A 16,780-nucleotide genomic window follows, 5' to 3' on the forward strand; every position below is an offset into this window, starting at 1 on the left:
CTCAACCCGAAAATACCTGAGGCAGGCGTCCGTCGATTAACATCCAGACCGCAACACCTGCCAGCATCAAAAGACCGGCCGCGACTAGACCCTCGATCCCGGAAAACGCAGAGCCTTTGTCCGATGCCGTCCGGCGCGCCCGGTAAAACACAGGCAATCCGGCGGCATAGATAATGGCGCCAGCCAGCATAAACTGGATGCCAGCCGCATAAACCAGCCACAGACCGAAACCTGTCGCAAGAAGGCTGGTGAGGAGAGCCTCGTTCCGACTAACCTTGGCAGTTTCGGGATAATTGCCCGACCAGATGACTTTCCAGAGAAAGACGGCGGACCCGATATAGGCTGGCAGTATCACGACGCCGGTGATGGACAACATCAGGTTCCACGCATTGTCGGCAAAAAAGACAAGCACGATGGCCGCTTGCATGATCACCGTCGAAATGATCAGCGAATTCGATGCAATACCTGCCTGATTGGTCTTGGCAAAGAATTTCGGAAAGGTTCCATCCTTCGCGCAAACCCACGGCAACTGCGCCACGAGCAACGTCCAGACCAGCCAGGAGCTGAGCAAAGCGATTATGACGCCGACATTGATAAAGACCTCTCCCCAATACCCGACGAGCGTCATCATTATGCCTGCTGTTGAGGGCGGTGCCAGTGTCGCAAGTTCTGCTTGGGACATGACGCCAAATGGCACGACCGAGATCAATACAAAGATGACCGTCACGATGAAGTAACCCAGAATCGTCGCCCGGCTGACTGTCTTGGCGTCAGACTGGTCAGACATGACCACGGCGCATTCGATGCCGATATACATCCACAGCGTCACCAGCATCGTGCTTTTGATCTGATCCAGAAGGCTGCCCAAATGCTTGTCCGGGTGCTGCTGGCCGGCGACGTTTCCCCAAACATCCGCGGTAAGAAGACCTTTGCCAAAGGAAAAATATACAACCACCGCCAGAAAAACCAACACAGGCAAGAATTTGGCCACAGTTCCGATGTTGTTCAGAAGCGAAGCACCCTTCACGCCACGCATCACAAGAAAACAGAGCCCCCATATGATAACGGACGACCCCAGCGTCGCCTGCCAAGTATTTCCGTCTTCGAAATAGGGGGGGAAGAAATAGTTCAGAGCGTCCATCAGCAGAACTGCATAACTCACGTTCCCGAATGCGACGGACAGCCAGTACCCCCAGGCAATCAGGAACCCGGCCAGCCTGCCAAACCCGGCGCGGGCGTACATGTAGATACCCGATGTCATTTCAGGATGGATATCCGCAAGAACCTGAAAACTGCGGGCGACAAAGAATATGCCCAGACCGCTGATCAGCCAGGCGATCAGAACCGCGCCAAGTGCTGCCTGTTCCGCCATGTTTTGAGGGATATTGAACACTCCGCCCCCGAACATGGCGCTCACGACCAGCAACGTCATCGCGAACAGCCCAAGTTTCTTGGGCGCCGATGTTTGCTGAATGTCGCTTGCCGACGTGGAGGAGCTTGTGACGGTATGTTTTGCCATGATTCAAAGTTTCTTGCTGGTTCAATGGGCTTGACCTAGCGCAGGTCAAACAATGGAAGAATAATGTTTGATTCAGTCTATGGCTTTTCGGTTAGCGGCGTAAACAATCGGATTTGAAGCCGAATTCAACACAAAAACTACAGTTCCGATGTACGATCCCGCAACTCCAGTGGCGGCAAGAAACTTGCAAAGCAACGAGCTCTTTTACGAAGTTTTTTGCGTACTCAAGGCAGGAGCAGTGACAGTTGCCGGGTTTGTAGGTGCTGCACGCGCCTTGTTTTCGGTCATCTGATAAGTCGCACGCATTCTTTGACTAGTAGAAGTAACGTCTATCGCTTTTTTGGATACAGGCTTTACCCAGCTTTTTTCAGAAACAACCGCATAGCCCCTGCATTGCCGAGTTTTGAGTTTCTGCTTTTTGGTGGAAATCCGGGTACATTTAGCATGCTCAACAGAACAACGTAGTGTGCACGTCAAGAGGGTTCGCACAGCTTGAACGCGTCGGAGCGGTAGGAGAGAGTGGAAATGCGATCGCGGAGGGGACGAAAGATCGCATTGATTTGGTCGTGGGCGAAGCGGATTCCTTGCGCTTGGCGCGGTGATTTGATCCGACCCACCATCTTTTCCCGCTTTCGCGTCGGCCGAAGAAACGCTTTGCGGCTTTGGCATTACGGCGAGGCTGGATCAGACTGTAGAGTACTTCTCCATTCCCATCGATTGCACGCCACAGCCAATGTTTCACGCCGTTGATCGTGACGACCACTTCGTCCATATGCTATTTGTCGTGCGGCCGGGGCTGGCCGCGTCGGATACAAACCGCAAACTGAGACTCGAAACGGTTCACCCAGAGACGAACCGCTTCACAAGCAGGTCTCTTGTCGAATCTAACAGTTGCGTGAGTTTTCAGCATTAAAGCGAAGTAAGCTTTGCTCTTCGAACTGTCGCAACTCAATACTAAAACACATGTCGCTACTTGCGGAGTTTTAATGCGAATTAGCGTAGGCATCGCTGTATCAATTCTGGTTGCCATATCCATCGGCGTGTCGACGGTTATTGTCCATTCCCTGTGGTGGAAGACTGCGCATGACAATAGCCGCATGCTCGCAGCCGAGATCAACAGTCAAATTGCAAACACCGTCCGCATAGAGGTGGGCGTTACGCTCAGGTCAGCCGAAGCCGCCTGGGCAGCCGTACGCACGATCTTTGTCCAGAACGTTATCGCGACGCGACAAGCCGACAAGAGAGAGTTTGTGTTTTTATCTCAACTACAAGCGCAACCGAATATTTCATGGATTTTCTTCGGTTGGCCGGATGGGAACTTTTTCGCGTCACATCGCTTAGGTGACCGCGGGCTTGAGATGATTGAAATCGACAAGGATATCCGTGACAGGATGTTGCGGAAGGACCGCTATATCTTCATTCCAGGAGACATCCAGTTCGAAGAGCGAACCTTTACCGAAACGTCCTACGATCCACGCGGACATGCCTGGTACGAAAACTTTATGGGTCTCGAGTCCACAGGGTGGATCGAAGCGCGTGACCTCCCGGGCGTTGACAAAACCGTCTACGCCTTTGCTGGCCCGATAGACGTTAACCGAACTCGGCAAGGTGTCCTGGCTGTGGCGATCGAAACGGATCGACTTTCGCGCTTTTTGGCAACCCTTGCACCCGGAGAATTTGGTGCGGCGTTTGTTCTGGATGCCGGTGGAAAAGTGATTGCGGTACCCGATGCAGGAGCGGATGAGGTTACCCCCGCGCGCATGGGTGAGGGGGAGCTTTATGAGGTCGCTAAGATCGCAGGGGAAGAGCTATTGGGTGACCCCACAACGAATGCCCCAGGCGCATTGACAAAACGCGTTGTCCTAGGAGGTGTGCCCTATGCTGTAGCTCTGACGCCTTTGGGGTTTTACGGCTGGCGCGTCGCCACGGTCATTCCTGAATCCGCCTTTCTTTCGGAAATAGACAAGACGTTGATAAACCTAATCTATATACTGATCGGTGTGGTTGTAATTGCCACCGGGTTGGCGATCTGGCTGGTTCGAAAAATAGTCGCGAACCCGTTGGCGTATATCGCCGAAGACCTGAGCAAAATAGAACGCTTTGACGTTGAAAGCATTTCGCGCAGGCCCTCCAGACTCTCTGAGCTTGCAAACCTCTCTGCTGCGACCGCCAGTATGGCTGCAGGTCTATCAGCATTCCGCAAGTACGTACCTACCGACTTGGTTCGCATGCTGGTTGCCGAGGGCATCAAGACTCAGCCAGGCGGAGACATAAAGCAGATTTCCGTGTTGTTTTGCGATGTCACGGGTTTCACAGGTCTGTCTGAGAAACTTGGCCCCAGAATCGTCCAAATGATGGAACCCTTCTTCAACGCGTCCTCTGCGGCCATCGCTCGTAATGGGGGAACCATCGACAAATTCATGGGTGATGCTGTGATGGCCTTCTGGGGCGCGCCGCGCAAGGATATTAATCACGCCGAAAACGCCTGCCGTGCAGCGCTGGATCTTGTTGCCGCTGTAGATGAAGCTGGAATTGAAGACGACGCTGGCAACCCGCTGCGCGTCAGGATCGGGCTAAACAGTGGCGAGGCTCTGGTCGGCAACATAGGGTCAGAGCAGCGTTTGAATTATACTGCAATTGGCGATGTGGTGAACGTTGCCAGCCGATTAGAGGGAGCCAACAAGGATTACGATACACTGATCCTGATTGGTCCAGAAACCCGACGCCAAGCGGCTGACAAAATCTTGGTGCGCGAACTGGACACGTTAACTGTATTTGGGCGCACAAAGGAGTTGGTGGTCCACGAACTGATTGCGATGGCAGATGAGATTGACGGATCGCTTGCGTGGATTGAGGCCTACGAACAAGGCCTCGCGTATTACCGAGCAGGGCAGTTTGAAAAAGCTGTTGCTGCCTTTAAGGCCGCTGATCAAGAACGAAACGGAGATCCCGCCTCGGTCGTCATGATGTCACGCGCCCAAGTTTTGTTGGAGAATCCGCCACCGGAAGATTGGAACGCAGTTACGAACACCAATAAGAAGCAGTAGTTTCCGGGACACGTAGACGCCAAATTGTCCGTTGAAGATTGGAACAGAGAGAGTTTTTGCAGCAACAAACAATTGCAAGGTACGCTTTGCTGCTGCGTCGCGTATGAGATCCGCAAAGAGCCCAAAGTGGACCATTCCAACTCATTTCGACCGGCTTCGGATTACCAGACCGCACCCGGTTTTGAGGTTTCAGTCTGGACAATCATTTATCTAATCCAGACCGGCTTCCCTCAGATTTCTGATTAATCTATCCAAACGGTGTTGCTCCTTATACGGTTGCTTCTGTGCGTATTCCCGCAATTTGAAATTCGGATGTAACCTACGCACTTTTTCAATGGCCCAAAGTGCATCTTCCTTGCACTTCAATGCACCGTTGCATGCAGCAAGCGCTAAATAAGGTTCAACGTTGCCACTGTCGAGGTTGATAGCGCTTTGGGCCGCTTCGATGGCCTCGTGATAACGTTCGCAACCATAGAGCGCATTTGCGAGGATCGCCGGGTACATGGGAGGGTGAACTGGGGTCAGTCGCAGCGCGAATTGAGCGAATTCTATAGATTCGTTGGAACGGCCCAGAAAGTTCAGAACAGCAGCTTTGAGGGAATAGGCAGCAGGGCAGCTTGGTCGGGCTAATACCGCTGAATTGGCATGCGTTTCTGCGTCATCGAATTCACGGTTGCTCAAATGAACTTGCGCTAGAACCAAGTGTGGATAACCAGTTACGTCATCGCGTCTAATGGCTTCCTGCGCTCGTGTGACTGCGAAGTCCAGTGTTTTCGACGGTGTTTCACATTGTCCAGACAAAGCCTCGAGCCAATAGGCTAAAGAGGCCGTGGCATATCCGGTGGCAGATTCAGGCTCAAGCTCAATGGACAATTCCAGTAGCCGTTGCGCCTCATTGAGTTCGGCATTGTTTTTCGAATCCCATAAGAGTGCTTCACCGTTGTAGTAACTCTGAAGGGCCATCGGATTTCGGAATGCGCCTCGCGCCAATCGGTCGGCTTCACCATGTATCAGCTGGATTTCCAAAGCCGTCACGATTTCTTCAATAATTGCATCCTGTATTTTGAACAGCCCAGAGATATCGCCAACCTCTCGGTCAAATTGTCCTGCCCATAAGTATCGACCATTTGACACTTCCACGAGTTCAGCATTCACGCGAAGCTGACCACCCAATTTTTGCAGATTTCCTTTGAGCACATACTGAACGCCAAAAGTCTGCCCAAACTCTTCAAGAGACATCTTTTTCGAACGTTGCATCGAAGGTGTCTCATCTCCGACAAGAATAAGATGTGGGACTCTGATCAACGCGACGATCAACCCACTACTGATACTGTCAGCGATACTGCCTTGATCCTCTTCGGCGCTGAGGTTTTCAAATGGCTTTACCGCCAGAAAGGGTTTTCCGTATCCCAACTCCTGGAAGAGGTCAGAGCGTTTTCTTACTGCGCCAGTTCCAGCACTTGGATGAGGCATATCGGTCAATCTGTAAACTTCCACCGGTTTCTCGATATTCTTGAGCCTTTGCTCACCGGTAAATTCGAACCGTTTGGGCAGCTTGTTTGCGATCGCCTGATGTACGGAACCCGAGATACATACGCTCCCTGGTTCTGCCAAAGTCTCCAATCTTGCTGCGATATTTACGCCGTCGCCAAAGATGTCATCTTCATCCAGAATGACGTCGTCCAGATTGATCCCAATTCTAAGTTCAAACCGCGTGTCCGAAGAGTTGTCGGCATTTCGAACTGCCATTTCATTTTGGATTTCAATGGAACATTGCACCGCGTCGACGGCACTGTTGAACTTCACCAGTATTCCATCGCCCATCATCTTGAAAATTCTGCCGTCGTGGCTGGTAATTCTTGGTTCAATCACTTCGGCAAGGCGCTCTTTCCATGCTGCGAGCGTACCCATTTCATTCGCGCCCATAAGCTGGCTGAAACCCACAACATCCGCTGCTAGTATCGCTGCCAGCCTTCGCTTTACGCTTTCCTCTGCCATTGTACGTTCCGATGAGACACGCGTCATAATTATATCGAAAAATCGAAAAGTTGCGACTCTCAAACCATTTCCGGCCCAACCTACAGCTATGCGCTGGATGCCTGTTTACCATAGTCGTCCATTTTGTCCGCAGAATGGACTAAGGCAAGAAGCAATACAGCGCAGGACTATCACAGATAGTGGTCAAGTTGCCGTGCTGCGCAGCGATGCCGCCCGGTTGCGACCAGTCGCCTTAAAGCAATTGTTTTGACATGTGCGACGTTCCGCAAATTTTAACCGTCGAAATTCCAGATGTCGCGCTGAACCTTCCAGCCGTTGTCACCTTTGCGGAAGTAGAGAATGTACTTCCCAGCGAGTTTTTGTCCGCCCATGAAACCAGTCAATGTTCCCATAGTAATGGCAAAGTCTCCGCTGACATGTGCCTCGGTAAGATTGGCAACAACGTCACTTAAGCCGCCATCAATTGCTGCCTGCCAATACGGTTCCGTTGCAAAGATTTGGGTAAATCAAATAGTAATACGATCACTTCAGGTTCAGATTGCCAACTCGGCGAATTGACGAAACGGAAAGATTCCAGGCGTCAATTTGCCATTGCGGATCATGTGTGCCACTTCGATTCCGTCGAGCGTTGCTGCCGCTGAAGCGAAGGCCTTGAACCCCAGCATTAGCCGAGAGCGCCTCTTAATGAAACGGTGATCCTGCTCAACAATGATATTTAGGTATTTCCGCCTGACCATTTCAATCGAGATCAGGCACCCAAAGCCCTTCAGCATTTTATTGATCACCTTGATACCAGCTGTGTTGGCACCGCTCTTGCCGATAACAATCTTCCGTAGCATACCATTGACCACAAGCATCCGAGCGAAGAAGTTCGTCGCGGCAGGCTTGTTTTGACGTGCTGATAGCATGAGATCAAGCGTCTTGCCGTATTTGTCGACGGCCCGATAGAGATATGCCCACGTACCCTTCACCTTGATGTAAGTCTCATCCATTCTCCAGGAGCGATCACATGGTTTTTTCCTGCGGCGCGCTACTTCAGCAATTGCGCCTGAGTATCGTGTCACCCAACGGTTCAATGTCGTATGATCAACCGATACATCGCGTTCTGCCATGATTTCTTCCAAATCACGGTACGACATGCCGTATCGAACATAGAATAACACTGCGAAAAGGATAACGCCCTTCGGATACTGCGCGCCTTTGAAAGAAATCATGAGCTGGCTTTCGACCTAATTCTATCGACAGCCATTCACTCGCTAACTCCCTAAGCGTCAATCGCAAAAGTTTGCAACAGATCCCCATCGGCATCTGAGCCGGATTGACCAAAAGGAGTTCGCGACTGATAGAAAACATGGAACGGAACAATTACGTCCCCAGAAACTGGCGGCCCAGACGTTCACTCAAGACCTTGCGGCCAATGAGATCAAGTTGCGTGCGTAACCCCAACAAGGCACGGCCTGCGTTTCGATCAACAGGCCGGATGCATATGGGCGACTGCCGAGAACATGCGAGAAAGCATTTGCGAACAGCAGCCGCTACATGCATTGGGGCCGTATTCGCTGAACCTTACAAACGACACAGCGTTTTTTATTGTTGCATTTGAGGCTAGCGCTGAGCCCTAACTATCTGTTTTCTACCGTGCACCTAAATTCCCGGTTCGCGCAAAAACCGACGCAGCTTTTCTGCTAAACTTCGTTGATCATGTAACCTCCTTTAGAAAAACAACAAATTACCTGCCTTCGCAAATTGGGAGAGTGTACGTTACTGCGGTGCCTTCAACACAAATGTCGCCCAGTGAATCCACTACACAGGTTTTCAACGTGCAAATCGGTTTGTCATCGCGTACTTCGATGACTTCGACCCGCGCCTCTATCGTTTCTCCCACGCGCACAGCCTTTTTGAACCGCCAGTTTGTTTCAAGGAACACCGTACCTGGGCCGGGAAGATTTTCTGCGACAACTGCATTGAGCAGCCCGGTGGTCACACCGCCCTGAACGACCAATCCACCAAGAACGGTCTTTGCAGCTATTTCGCTGTCATAGTGGATTGGGTTCTTGTCGCCGGTCACCTTAGTAAACGCTTCGACATCGCGCATAGAGGTTGTTCTTTCTCTGCTGGAACGTTGCCCCCGTTGGGGCTTACCATTCATGGTGCCTTTCCACCCGTTTTCCATGGTTTTCTCCTTAAGCTGCCTGAGCTGATGGTGTTAGAGAGCGTTGCACACAAGAAAACTCCGCTTTCATCTCGTCGTTCAAACGCATGTGCAGGCCCTTCAATTGCTCCAGCGTCCAGTCGAAGGACGCAATTTCCGAAGTAATCTGAAAAAGGTTAGCCGATAGTTGGTTGCGCGTGTGCTGGTAGTCGGACAGGTCGCCAAAACCTTTAGTCATGGCAGTTTCAACCAGGAAATGCGCATCCCGCAACGCATCGGTTATTCCGTGTGCGGTCAACGGGTCTTTGAAGTATCCAGCATCTCCGACCAGTGCCCAACCTGGGCCCGCGCAGTGCCGCATGTGTCCCGCCGCGCCCAGGTAGCGTTTGGGTTTCTCGACAAACGAACGGTGATCCAAATGTTCCGCCACTTCGGTGTCCCACCGCCGTAATTGGTCGCGAAGACCGGAGCAAACGTCAGAACCAAATCTGGTTTTGAAAGCTTGGGGAGGACAGGCAGCAAACAGGCAGTGCTGATCATTGGTTGTCGGGATCAATCCGGCGGCAGCATTCACGTCATAAAACCACCGGTAGCCGCAGTTGGGGATGCCATCCACATATGCATAGGCACAGGCTGAGTGGATATTCGAGCGGATGGTTTCCCTCGCCCTCACCAGTTTCGCGACGGTTGAGTTTCTGCCGTCGGCACCAACAATCAAGTCCGCATGGATCGGATGTCTGTTGCCGTCGCGGTCCATTAGAACGACACCGATCACACGATTATCAGGCCCCCGGAGAACGTCGCAGCAGACTGTGGCCGTCTTCAACTCCACACCCGCTTTTTGTGCCGCCTCGCCCAAAACCTTGTCCAGCAGCCAGCGACGGGGGGCGTAAAGCCCCTCGTATCCAGCATCCGATTTGAGCGAGATATCGAAGACGTCGTCGCCGTAGACGAATTGAGTTGCGTTGACCGCAGGGGTTGACACCTTGACTGCCTCCAACACACCCCAATGAGCAAGCAGATGGATCGCAGGACGCATCAATGCATGGGTTGAAAGCGTGTCTTGGATCTCGGTGTCCCGATCCACCAGCAGTACACGCGCTCCGCCCCGTGCCAGCAACATTGCAGTTGTGGCCCCTGCCACGCGGGCACCGACAACAATTGCATCATATTTCTGCGTTTGCATGACATCCTCCTCTCATGCGGCCAAAGGTTGATTGAGTTGAATGCAAATCTGTCGCGCCAGCGCCTTTGCGTCCCGTGTGGCGCCGTCGATATGTACGGAACGGCTGGTCCGCAGAAAGGGCAGCCCCATCACGTACAATCCGTGTTCGACGATGCCGCCTTGGTGTTGGATACGGCCCTTGTGATCAAAAACAGGAATCTGAACAAAGCGATGATCAGGGTTGAACCCGGTTGCCCAGATCACGGTGTCGATTTCGGTCAGATCGATGGCCAGCCTGGGATCAGCCGGCACAATGGTCGGTGCAAAACGCTGAGGTGGCGCGACCATATCGTCGAATCCCCGATCCGAAATCCAGGTATCAATCCTGTCTAAAAGGCGGTTCATTTTCAGTTCCGCGGAAGAGACGGAATTAAACAATCCACCGGAGAATTGCGCCTTGCTGTCTCGGATATCCATCATGCGCCCGACGAGTTCGACGCCCCGGGCCTGTAGGATATCCAGGTTCAGATCGTTGCGCTCCGGCGTTCCAATCAACGGCAGCGACGGTGTTCGCCGGACGCGTTCCAGATCGTCCACCTTGGTGAACGGCTCATCAAAAACACGAGCCAGATGCATCCACTGCAAAATATCCGCGTCGCGATAGGTGCGCGGTAAACGCCCGTGACTTCCGACGGCCAGAGTTACCTTGCGGCCGGACCACGCGAGTTCCTGCGCGATTTGAAGCCCAGATGCCGAGGCGCCAACCACCAAGACGCTGCCTGAACGCAACTCGAGCGGACTGCGATAGGTGATCGGCGAAAACTGTTCGATACGATGGGGGAGGGCGCTGGCAAAGGCAGGAACCTTGGCGCGCGCGCAGGCGCCGGTGGCAATAACCACAGACCGGCACCGAATTGCGCCCCGGTTGGTTTCGGCAATGTATCCCTCACCAAGTCTCGACAGCGAGTTCACCGAAGTATTCGTAAAAAGCGGCGGCGCATGTCGTGTGACCCAATTGTCAAATTCGGACGCGAACCGTCGGGCTGTGGCGAATCCGTCGGGGTCCTCGGGTCCGTGCGTTTGACCGGCCAGTGTATTCATCCAGTTGGGGGTCAAAAGGCGCAGCGAGTCCCAGCGACGGCTGTGCCAGCTTTCACCGGCGCGCCCAGCATCCAGAACAAGGTGGTCAATCGAGCGTTTGCTGAGTTCAAAGCTCATGGCAAGGCCGCACTGGCCCGCCCCGATGATCAGGGTGGTTGTCGAATACATTTGGGGCCTCACAATGAAGAGGGTTATGCGAACCCCAGGGCACAGGGTTCGCCTGCGTGGTTTACAGAGGGAAACGACCGCCGCGATGACTTAGCGCCTTTGTGGCCTCGCGCAGTTCGCGGAACTGTTGTTGCCCGATATCGTTCAGCATTCGGTCACACAGCACGTTTGCGGGGCTGTAGGCCATGGGCGAGCCGGACTGGGAGCCGCTGAAGGCAGCAAGGAAAGTTTTCAATGCGGCGATCATTTTCATTTTTAGGTTCCTTTTGAGTATGTGCGTGGACACATGTCAGGTCACAGAAACGCGCACGTTTCCTGGATTTGTGATGATGTCGAAAACGGCGGATCGCTTCTGGCTTTGAGCCACAACTGCAGCGATCTCATCCTTCGTTGCGTTTGCATCGATGTCGAAGGCCACGCGGATGCCCTTGAACCCGTTACGCACGTCAGGGTCTATGCCGAGAATGCCGTAAAGGCTCATGTCGCCTTCCACGTTCGCGACTACCGAGCGCAGCTGGATACCCCTGTTCTGGGCCACGGACGCCACACCCGCGCACAGGCAGCTTGCCAGGGCAGACAGGACGATTTCGACCGGGGTTGCGCCGTTGTCTTCGGCGGCAAAACAGGTCGGGTGGTCGGCGTCAAAGGTAAAGGTCTCGGCGTGTTCGTGTTCTTCACCAAGGCCAAAGAACCCTTTTACGGTCGAGCGGCTATGGACCCCGTGCAGCCATTCGCATTCGGCACGCCATGTGAACTCTGCCGCTGCGGGCATCTCTGTCAGCGCTTCGCGTGCGCTCATCAGTGCCTCGACGTTCACGCCGTTGTTGGCGGGGGGCATTTGTGTTGTCATGTTCATCTTGTTCTCCAATCTGGTTTGGGCCTCATCGCCCTGTAACCACAGGCTTACAGACGTGCCGGTTGCAAAGCTTGGGGGGGATCTTGGGATTTCTTGGGGATTTCTTGGAGAAACCGTCGAGGTAAAGGAAATGCGGGGTTTGACGGCCTGACAGACGCGGGTCTTCGCGGTACTGTGGCCCTATGAAACATGTGTTTGACCACTTCATCGCAGACACAGCGACACGGGAATTGTCCGCCGATGGCGAGGTAGTTCCGGTCGAGCCCAAGGTCTTTGACCTGCTGTCCTACCTGATTGCAAACAATGATCGGGTTGTTTCCAAAGACGAGTTGGTGGCCGAGATTTGGGACGGTCGGATTATCTCTGACGCAGCGGTGTCGAGCGCGCTTTCTGCGGCGCGTCGCGCGCTAGGAGACGACGGGCAGGAACAAAAATTCCTGAAAACCGTACGCGGGCACGGGTTTCGATTTGTCGCTCCTGTCACGCAGGTTCCGGGTGAGGCACGAGAACGCGAGGCTATACCGCCGCAAGAAATCAGGATGTGCCGCAGCAGCGATGGTACGCGCATTGCCTATGCCGAAGCCGGAGAAGGTTCGACATTGGTCAAAGCGTCGAATTGGTTGACGCATCTTGAGCACGATTGGGACAGCCCTGTCTGGCGCCATTTCTATACAGCTCTGACGCAGAACCGTCGTCTTGTTCGCTACGATTCCCGTGGCAATGGCTTGTCTGATCGCGATGTGGTTGACCATTCCTTCGACCGGCAGGTGGAAGACCTTGAGGCGGTCGCCGAAGCGGCAGGCGGCGATCGTTTCTCACTGATCGGGCTATGTCAGGGGTGCACATCTGCCGTAGCCTTTGCCGCCAAAAATCCGGACAAAGTGGATCGGCTGATCCTGATTGGCGGTTACGTCAAAGGTTGGCGCGCGCGTGGCGATACAGAAGGCTTTGTTCTGCGCAAGTCGGCACATGAGGCTCTGCCGCTATGGTGGGGCAAGGACACCACCGCCCTGAGGGACCTTTTCACGGGTATCTACATGCCCGACGCCCCGTGGGAGAGCCAACGGTGGTTTTCGGATCTTCAACGCAAAACCGCATCGGCGGAGAGTGCCGCCGCGATGATGTTTTCTGATTGTGACGACGATATCTCAGGCTTACTGGAACGGGTTAAGGCGCCGACTTTGGTTATCCACGCAATGGGCGATCTTGCCGCGCCATATGAGCAGGGTCAGGAACTGGCGGCCGGCATAACGGGAGCGCGATTTGTGTCTCTGGACACTGCCAATCATATCCTTCCTGAAACGGACAGTGAATGGCCGCGTGCGGCACAGCTTATTGATGACTTTCTGAGTAACCGAACCTGAGTGCCCCGATTCAAAATCTCGGACCAGATGACAAAAAAGACCGATGAAGCTAGGGTTTCTGCATGAACTACAGCTTCGGAGAATTCACGCTTGATACCGCCGGGCTTGAATTGCGGGTCCGCGGCACGCCGGTATCCATAGAGCCCAAGGTTCTGGAAATCCTAATCTATCTTGTTGAAAACCGTGATCGTGTTGTTACGCGGGATGAGCTTGTTGCCCAAGTCTGGAACGGGCGCATTGTGTCGGATGCAGCGATATCCAGCGGTATCAGTTCTGCGCGTCGGGCCCTGGGAGACAATGGCAACGAGCAACGGTTTATTCGCACCTTGCACGGGCGCGGTTTTCGTTTTGCCTATAACGAAGTGTGCGAAACTACCGGTGAGACGATCACTCGGAACGAACAATCCGGCACGTGGACAAGTCAAAAAATTCAATTTTGTCACAGTTCCGACGGTACACGCATCGCGTATGCTACAGCGGGATCCGGTCCACCGCTGATTAAGGCAGCCAACTGGCTGAGTCACCTGGAATTTGATTGGGATAGCCCAATCTGGCGACACTTGTTCCAGTTGCTATCACGCGGCAGTACATTTGTCAGATATGATGCGCGCGGCAATGGACTTTCTGATTGGAATGTAAGCGATCACTCGCTTGAGAGGCAATTGGAGGACTTCGAAGCCGTTGTCGATGCGGCAAAATTCGACAAGTTTTCGCTGATTGGCTTATCTCAGGGTTCCATTCGAAGCGTCGCCTATGCAGCACGATACCCTGATCGCGTGGATAAACTGATCCTGATTGGTGGATATACTCAAGGATGGAAACTACGCGACGATCCTGGCGGCCTCGCCTACAGGCATGCGGCACTTGAAATGATTAAACACTGGTGGGACAGGGAAAATATTGCAATCCGTCAGATGTTTACGAACATGTATATACCTGACGCCTCTCCGGATCTGCAGCAATTGTTCTCGGAAATGCAGCGACGAATTATTTCCAAGGAAAACGCTGAAATCATGATGAAAGCGATGGCGGATGAAGATATCCGCCCACTTCTTCCGAAAGTTACGGCACCCACTCTGGTAATTCATGCCCGCAATGACGCAGCCGCCCCCTACAGTCAGGGTTTGGAGCTGGCTGCCGGTATTAGAGGGGCAGAATTTGTTACTTTGGAAACCGCGAACCATCACCTATTGGCCAGTGACCCCGTTTGGAAAAGATGTGAAACTCTAATCAGGGATTTCCTCGATGCATGAATGGCTCGAGACCGGTTGGTGTGGCTCTAAAGTAAAGTTTTCAACGGGACGGTATTTTTCAGCGATTGCATCGTGCTTATGCCGCCAGTTCCGCGAATTGACGAAAGCGACTGAGTGCATCCATTGCATTCGGATGGCTTTGCTGAACGGTTTGAACAGTGCGGCGGCGTAAGTTGAAAGCGGTCCACACATCCTAGGCCAATCACGGCTTGCACTTTCTCAACCATTGCGCGACTTGAAGGCATGGAACATTTAAACTGTCCGAATTGCGGGACCGAGAACACGATTTTGCTAAAGCGGGTCAGGGTCGCAACCTGCCCATCTTGCGGTACCACTTTGGTGCTCAATGACGCACAGGTTCGATCGGCAGGAGTACAAGGCGAGATGCACGAAGCGCCGTTGTTGTTTGGAATTGGCGATCACGTTCGATTGGGTCGCACATCCACGCTGATCCTCGGCCACGCGCGCTATTCCTACGGGCGCGGATTCTGGGATGAGTTCTGTGGGGTCGACGATGATGGGGCATCGTGTTGGATTTCGGTCGACGAAGGGGACGTTGTTCGGCAATCAAGGCTGCAGGGTCAGGACGTGCCGAAATCCGAACCTCCCTTCAAACCGGGTGAAACCCTGGATTTCGAGGCGACGACGTTCACGGTCACTGAAGTTGAAACCGCTGAATGCGTTGCTCTGCGCGGCCAGTTCGATGAGTTGCTACAGGTGGGTGAGAAACACAGCTTCGCCAATGCGTCGGCCGGGGATGACGCGTTGCTGTCTTGCGAGTATTGGGAGGCGAAAAGGATGTGGTTTTACGGTCGCTGGTACGACCCGTTCGATGTAAGGGTTGATCGCCGGACATGACCAGAAATCCCAAACTGTTGTCGGTCAATTGTACCAGTTGTGGCGCCGGTCTGGATGTGCTGGGCGGGGGCAGGGTGGTCGTGCAGATTTGCCCATATTGCGGCACCGAACTGGACGCGCAGGACAATTACAGGATTTTGCGCCAGTTCAATGATATGAAACGGCCACAGACACCGTTTTCGATTGGCATGACCGGCACTCTGTTCGGGGTAGAATTCACCATCATCGGTCTGATCGAAAATTCCGAACGCTGGGGCGGGCGGCTCTATACATGGGTTGATCATCAACTGTTTTCCCCAACCCACGGAAACGCCTGGCTGACGCTGGATGCCGGGCATCTGACCTTCACCCGGCGTTATCGCGGACCGGGCTGGATGTCAGAGCGATGGGTCGAGACGGCGGAAACACCACCAACCGTGAACACCGAGCACGGGCGGTTTCGGTACTATGAGACCACTACCAGTTCGATCACCTATGTCGAAGGTGAATTCACCTGGCGCCCGAAGGTCGGTGAAAAGACGACGACGATTTCGGCAATGTCCGACACCGCGATGTTGGGCTTTTCGACCACGGGGTCTGAACGTGAAACCTATCGCTCAGTCTATGTTCTCAAAGAAGAGGCGGAAGCCGCTTTTGGAACTGCGCTGGATCTTAGATCTTATCGTGTGCATCCGTTGCAGCCTTTTATCGCCGGGCCGAACTATCACTTTATACGCAATGCTGCTCTTGTGTTCACGGTGATCTGCCTGCTGATGGCGATGTTCTTCCATACGCGCACAGGGCAGGTGGTGCTGCGCGATTTTTTGATCGACCGAAAGCAGCTACCGGTCGAAATCACGATGCCCTTGGAGGCTGATAACCAACTCACGCGGATTTCTTTGTCAGGGGATGTCAGGAACAGTTGGGCGTATCTGGACCTCGGATTGCTGGACCCGGAGGGAGAGCCCGTGTTCGAAGCCGGGCGTACAATTGAGTATTATACGGGGCGGGATTCGGATGGGTCATGGAGTGAAGGTTCACAATTCGCCAGCGTGACATTTCGTCCCGAGCATACCGGTGATTACACATTGGTGGTGGACGTACCCGATCAGGGGCTTTGGAACCATGTGACAGCAGATCGTGTGCCAAATCGACCGTTCTACAAGCTAAAGGTCAATGTCCGATCCGGTCTGCCCAGCGGTCTGTGGGCCTTTGCTCTGGCCGGGGTATTCGGGCTGTTGTTCCTGTTCCAGTTCGCGCGTAAACACCTGCACCAACGCGCAAGATGGTCCGGGACGGACTGGGTGGACGAGGACTGAC

General features: G+C 53.6%; 13 protein-coding genes and 1 pseudogene. 5 read left to right on the forward strand and 9 right to left on the reverse strand.

The features are described from left to right. Position 1: 1 nt before the first annotated feature. Complete coding sequence (locus GOW93_RS11265) at positions 2-1,519, reverse strand: basic amino acid/polyamine antiporter (protein WP_170384114.1); 1,518 nt, start codon at positions 1,517-1,519, stop codon at positions 2-4. Between the two features lie 473 nt (positions 1,520-1,992). After that, positions 1,993-2,381 (reverse strand): annotated as a pseudogene (locus tag GOW93_RS11270) (DDE-type integrase/transposase/recombinase); the annotation flags it as partial. A gap of 124 nt (positions 2,382-2,505) precedes the next feature. On the opposite strand from GOW93_RS11270, the gene GOW93_RS11275 reads away from it, so the two are divergent. Next, the gene (locus tag GOW93_RS11275) at positions 2,506-4,566 is read left to right on the forward strand and encodes an adenylate/guanylate cyclase domain-containing protein (protein WP_170384116.1); all 2,061 of its coding nucleotides are present in this window, start codon (positions 2,506-2,508) and stop codon (positions 4,564-4,566) included. 210 nt (positions 4,567-4,776) lie between these two features. On the opposite strand, the gene GOW93_RS11280 is transcribed toward GOW93_RS11275, so the two are convergent. From GOW93_RS11280 to GOW93_RS11310, 7 genes are all read right to left on the reverse strand, one after another. Then, positions 4,777-6,564 (reverse strand): adenylate/guanylate cyclase domain-containing protein, encoded by a 1,788-nt coding sequence (locus tag GOW93_RS11280; protein ID WP_170384118.1) that lies wholly within the window; start codon positions 6,562-6,564, stop codon positions 4,777-4,779. 533 nt (positions 6,565-7,097) lie between these two features. Further along, positions 7,098-7,778 (reverse strand): IS6 family transposase, encoded by a 681-nt coding sequence (locus GOW93_RS11285; RefSeq protein WP_170384120.1) that lies wholly within the window; start codon positions 7,776-7,778, stop codon positions 7,098-7,100. Between the two features lie 515 nt (positions 7,779-8,293). Next, positions 8,294-8,737, reverse strand: a complete 444-nt coding sequence (locus tag GOW93_RS11290) for a MaoC family dehydratase (protein WP_170384122.1) — start codon at positions 8,735-8,737, stop codon at positions 8,294-8,296. 10 nt (positions 8,738-8,747) lie between these two features. Continuing rightward, the gene (locus GOW93_RS11295) at positions 8,748-9,902 is read right to left on the reverse strand and encodes an NAD(P)/FAD-dependent oxidoreductase (RefSeq protein ID WP_170384124.1); all 1,155 of its coding nucleotides are present in this window, start codon (positions 9,900-9,902) and stop codon (positions 8,748-8,750) included. Between the two features lie 12 nt (positions 9,903-9,914). Beyond that, positions 9,915-11,150: an NAD(P)-binding domain-containing protein gene (locus GOW93_RS11300; protein WP_170384126.1), complete on the reverse strand. Its 1,236-nt coding sequence runs from the start codon at positions 11,148-11,150 to the stop codon at positions 9,915-9,917. Between the two features lie 61 nt (positions 11,151-11,211). Further along, positions 11,212-11,403 carry a hypothetical protein gene (locus GOW93_RS11305; RefSeq protein WP_170384128.1) on the reverse strand — a complete coding sequence of 64 codons (192 nt, stop codon included), beginning with the start codon at positions 11,401-11,403 and terminating at the stop codon, positions 11,212-11,214. 36 nt (positions 11,404-11,439) lie between these two features. Continuing rightward, on the reverse strand, positions 11,440-12,006 hold the full coding sequence (locus GOW93_RS11310; RefSeq protein WP_217354788.1) for an OsmC family protein: 567 nt from the start codon (positions 12,004-12,006) through the stop codon (positions 11,440-11,442). Positions 12,007-12,188: 182 nt separating this feature from the next. Between GOW93_RS11310 and GOW93_RS11315 the strand changes: the two genes are divergently transcribed. The 4 genes from GOW93_RS11315 (at position 12,189) to GOW93_RS11330 (ending at position 16,779) form a co-directional block, all read left to right on the forward strand. Beyond that, positions 12,189-13,370, forward strand: coding sequence for an alpha/beta fold hydrolase (locus GOW93_RS11315; protein WP_170384130.1), 1,182 nt, complete (start codon positions 12,189-12,191; stop codon positions 13,368-13,370). A gap of 62 nt (positions 13,371-13,432) precedes the next feature. Next, positions 13,433-14,623 (forward strand): alpha/beta fold hydrolase, encoded by a 1,191-nt coding sequence (locus tag GOW93_RS11320; RefSeq protein ID WP_170384132.1) that lies wholly within the window; start codon positions 13,433-13,435, stop codon positions 14,621-14,623. A gap of 384 nt (positions 14,624-15,007) precedes the next feature. Continuing rightward, on the forward strand, positions 15,008-15,481 hold the full coding sequence (locus GOW93_RS11325) for a DUF4178 domain-containing protein (RefSeq protein WP_254443519.1): 474 nt from the start codon (positions 15,008-15,010) through the stop codon (positions 15,479-15,481). Beyond that, positions 15,478-16,779 (forward strand): DUF4178 domain-containing protein, encoded by a 1,302-nt coding sequence (locus GOW93_RS11330; RefSeq protein ID WP_170384136.1) that lies wholly within the window; start codon positions 15,478-15,480, stop codon positions 16,777-16,779. The genes GOW93_RS11325 and GOW93_RS11330 overlap by 4 nt, the downstream gene beginning before the upstream one ends. Position 16,780 lies beyond the last annotated feature (1 nt).

The sequence above is a fragment of the Ruegeria atlantica genome (assembly GCF_013032455.1).
GTDB lineage: Bacteria > Pseudomonadota > Alphaproteobacteria > Rhodobacterales > Rhodobacteraceae > Ruegeria > Ruegeria atlantica_B.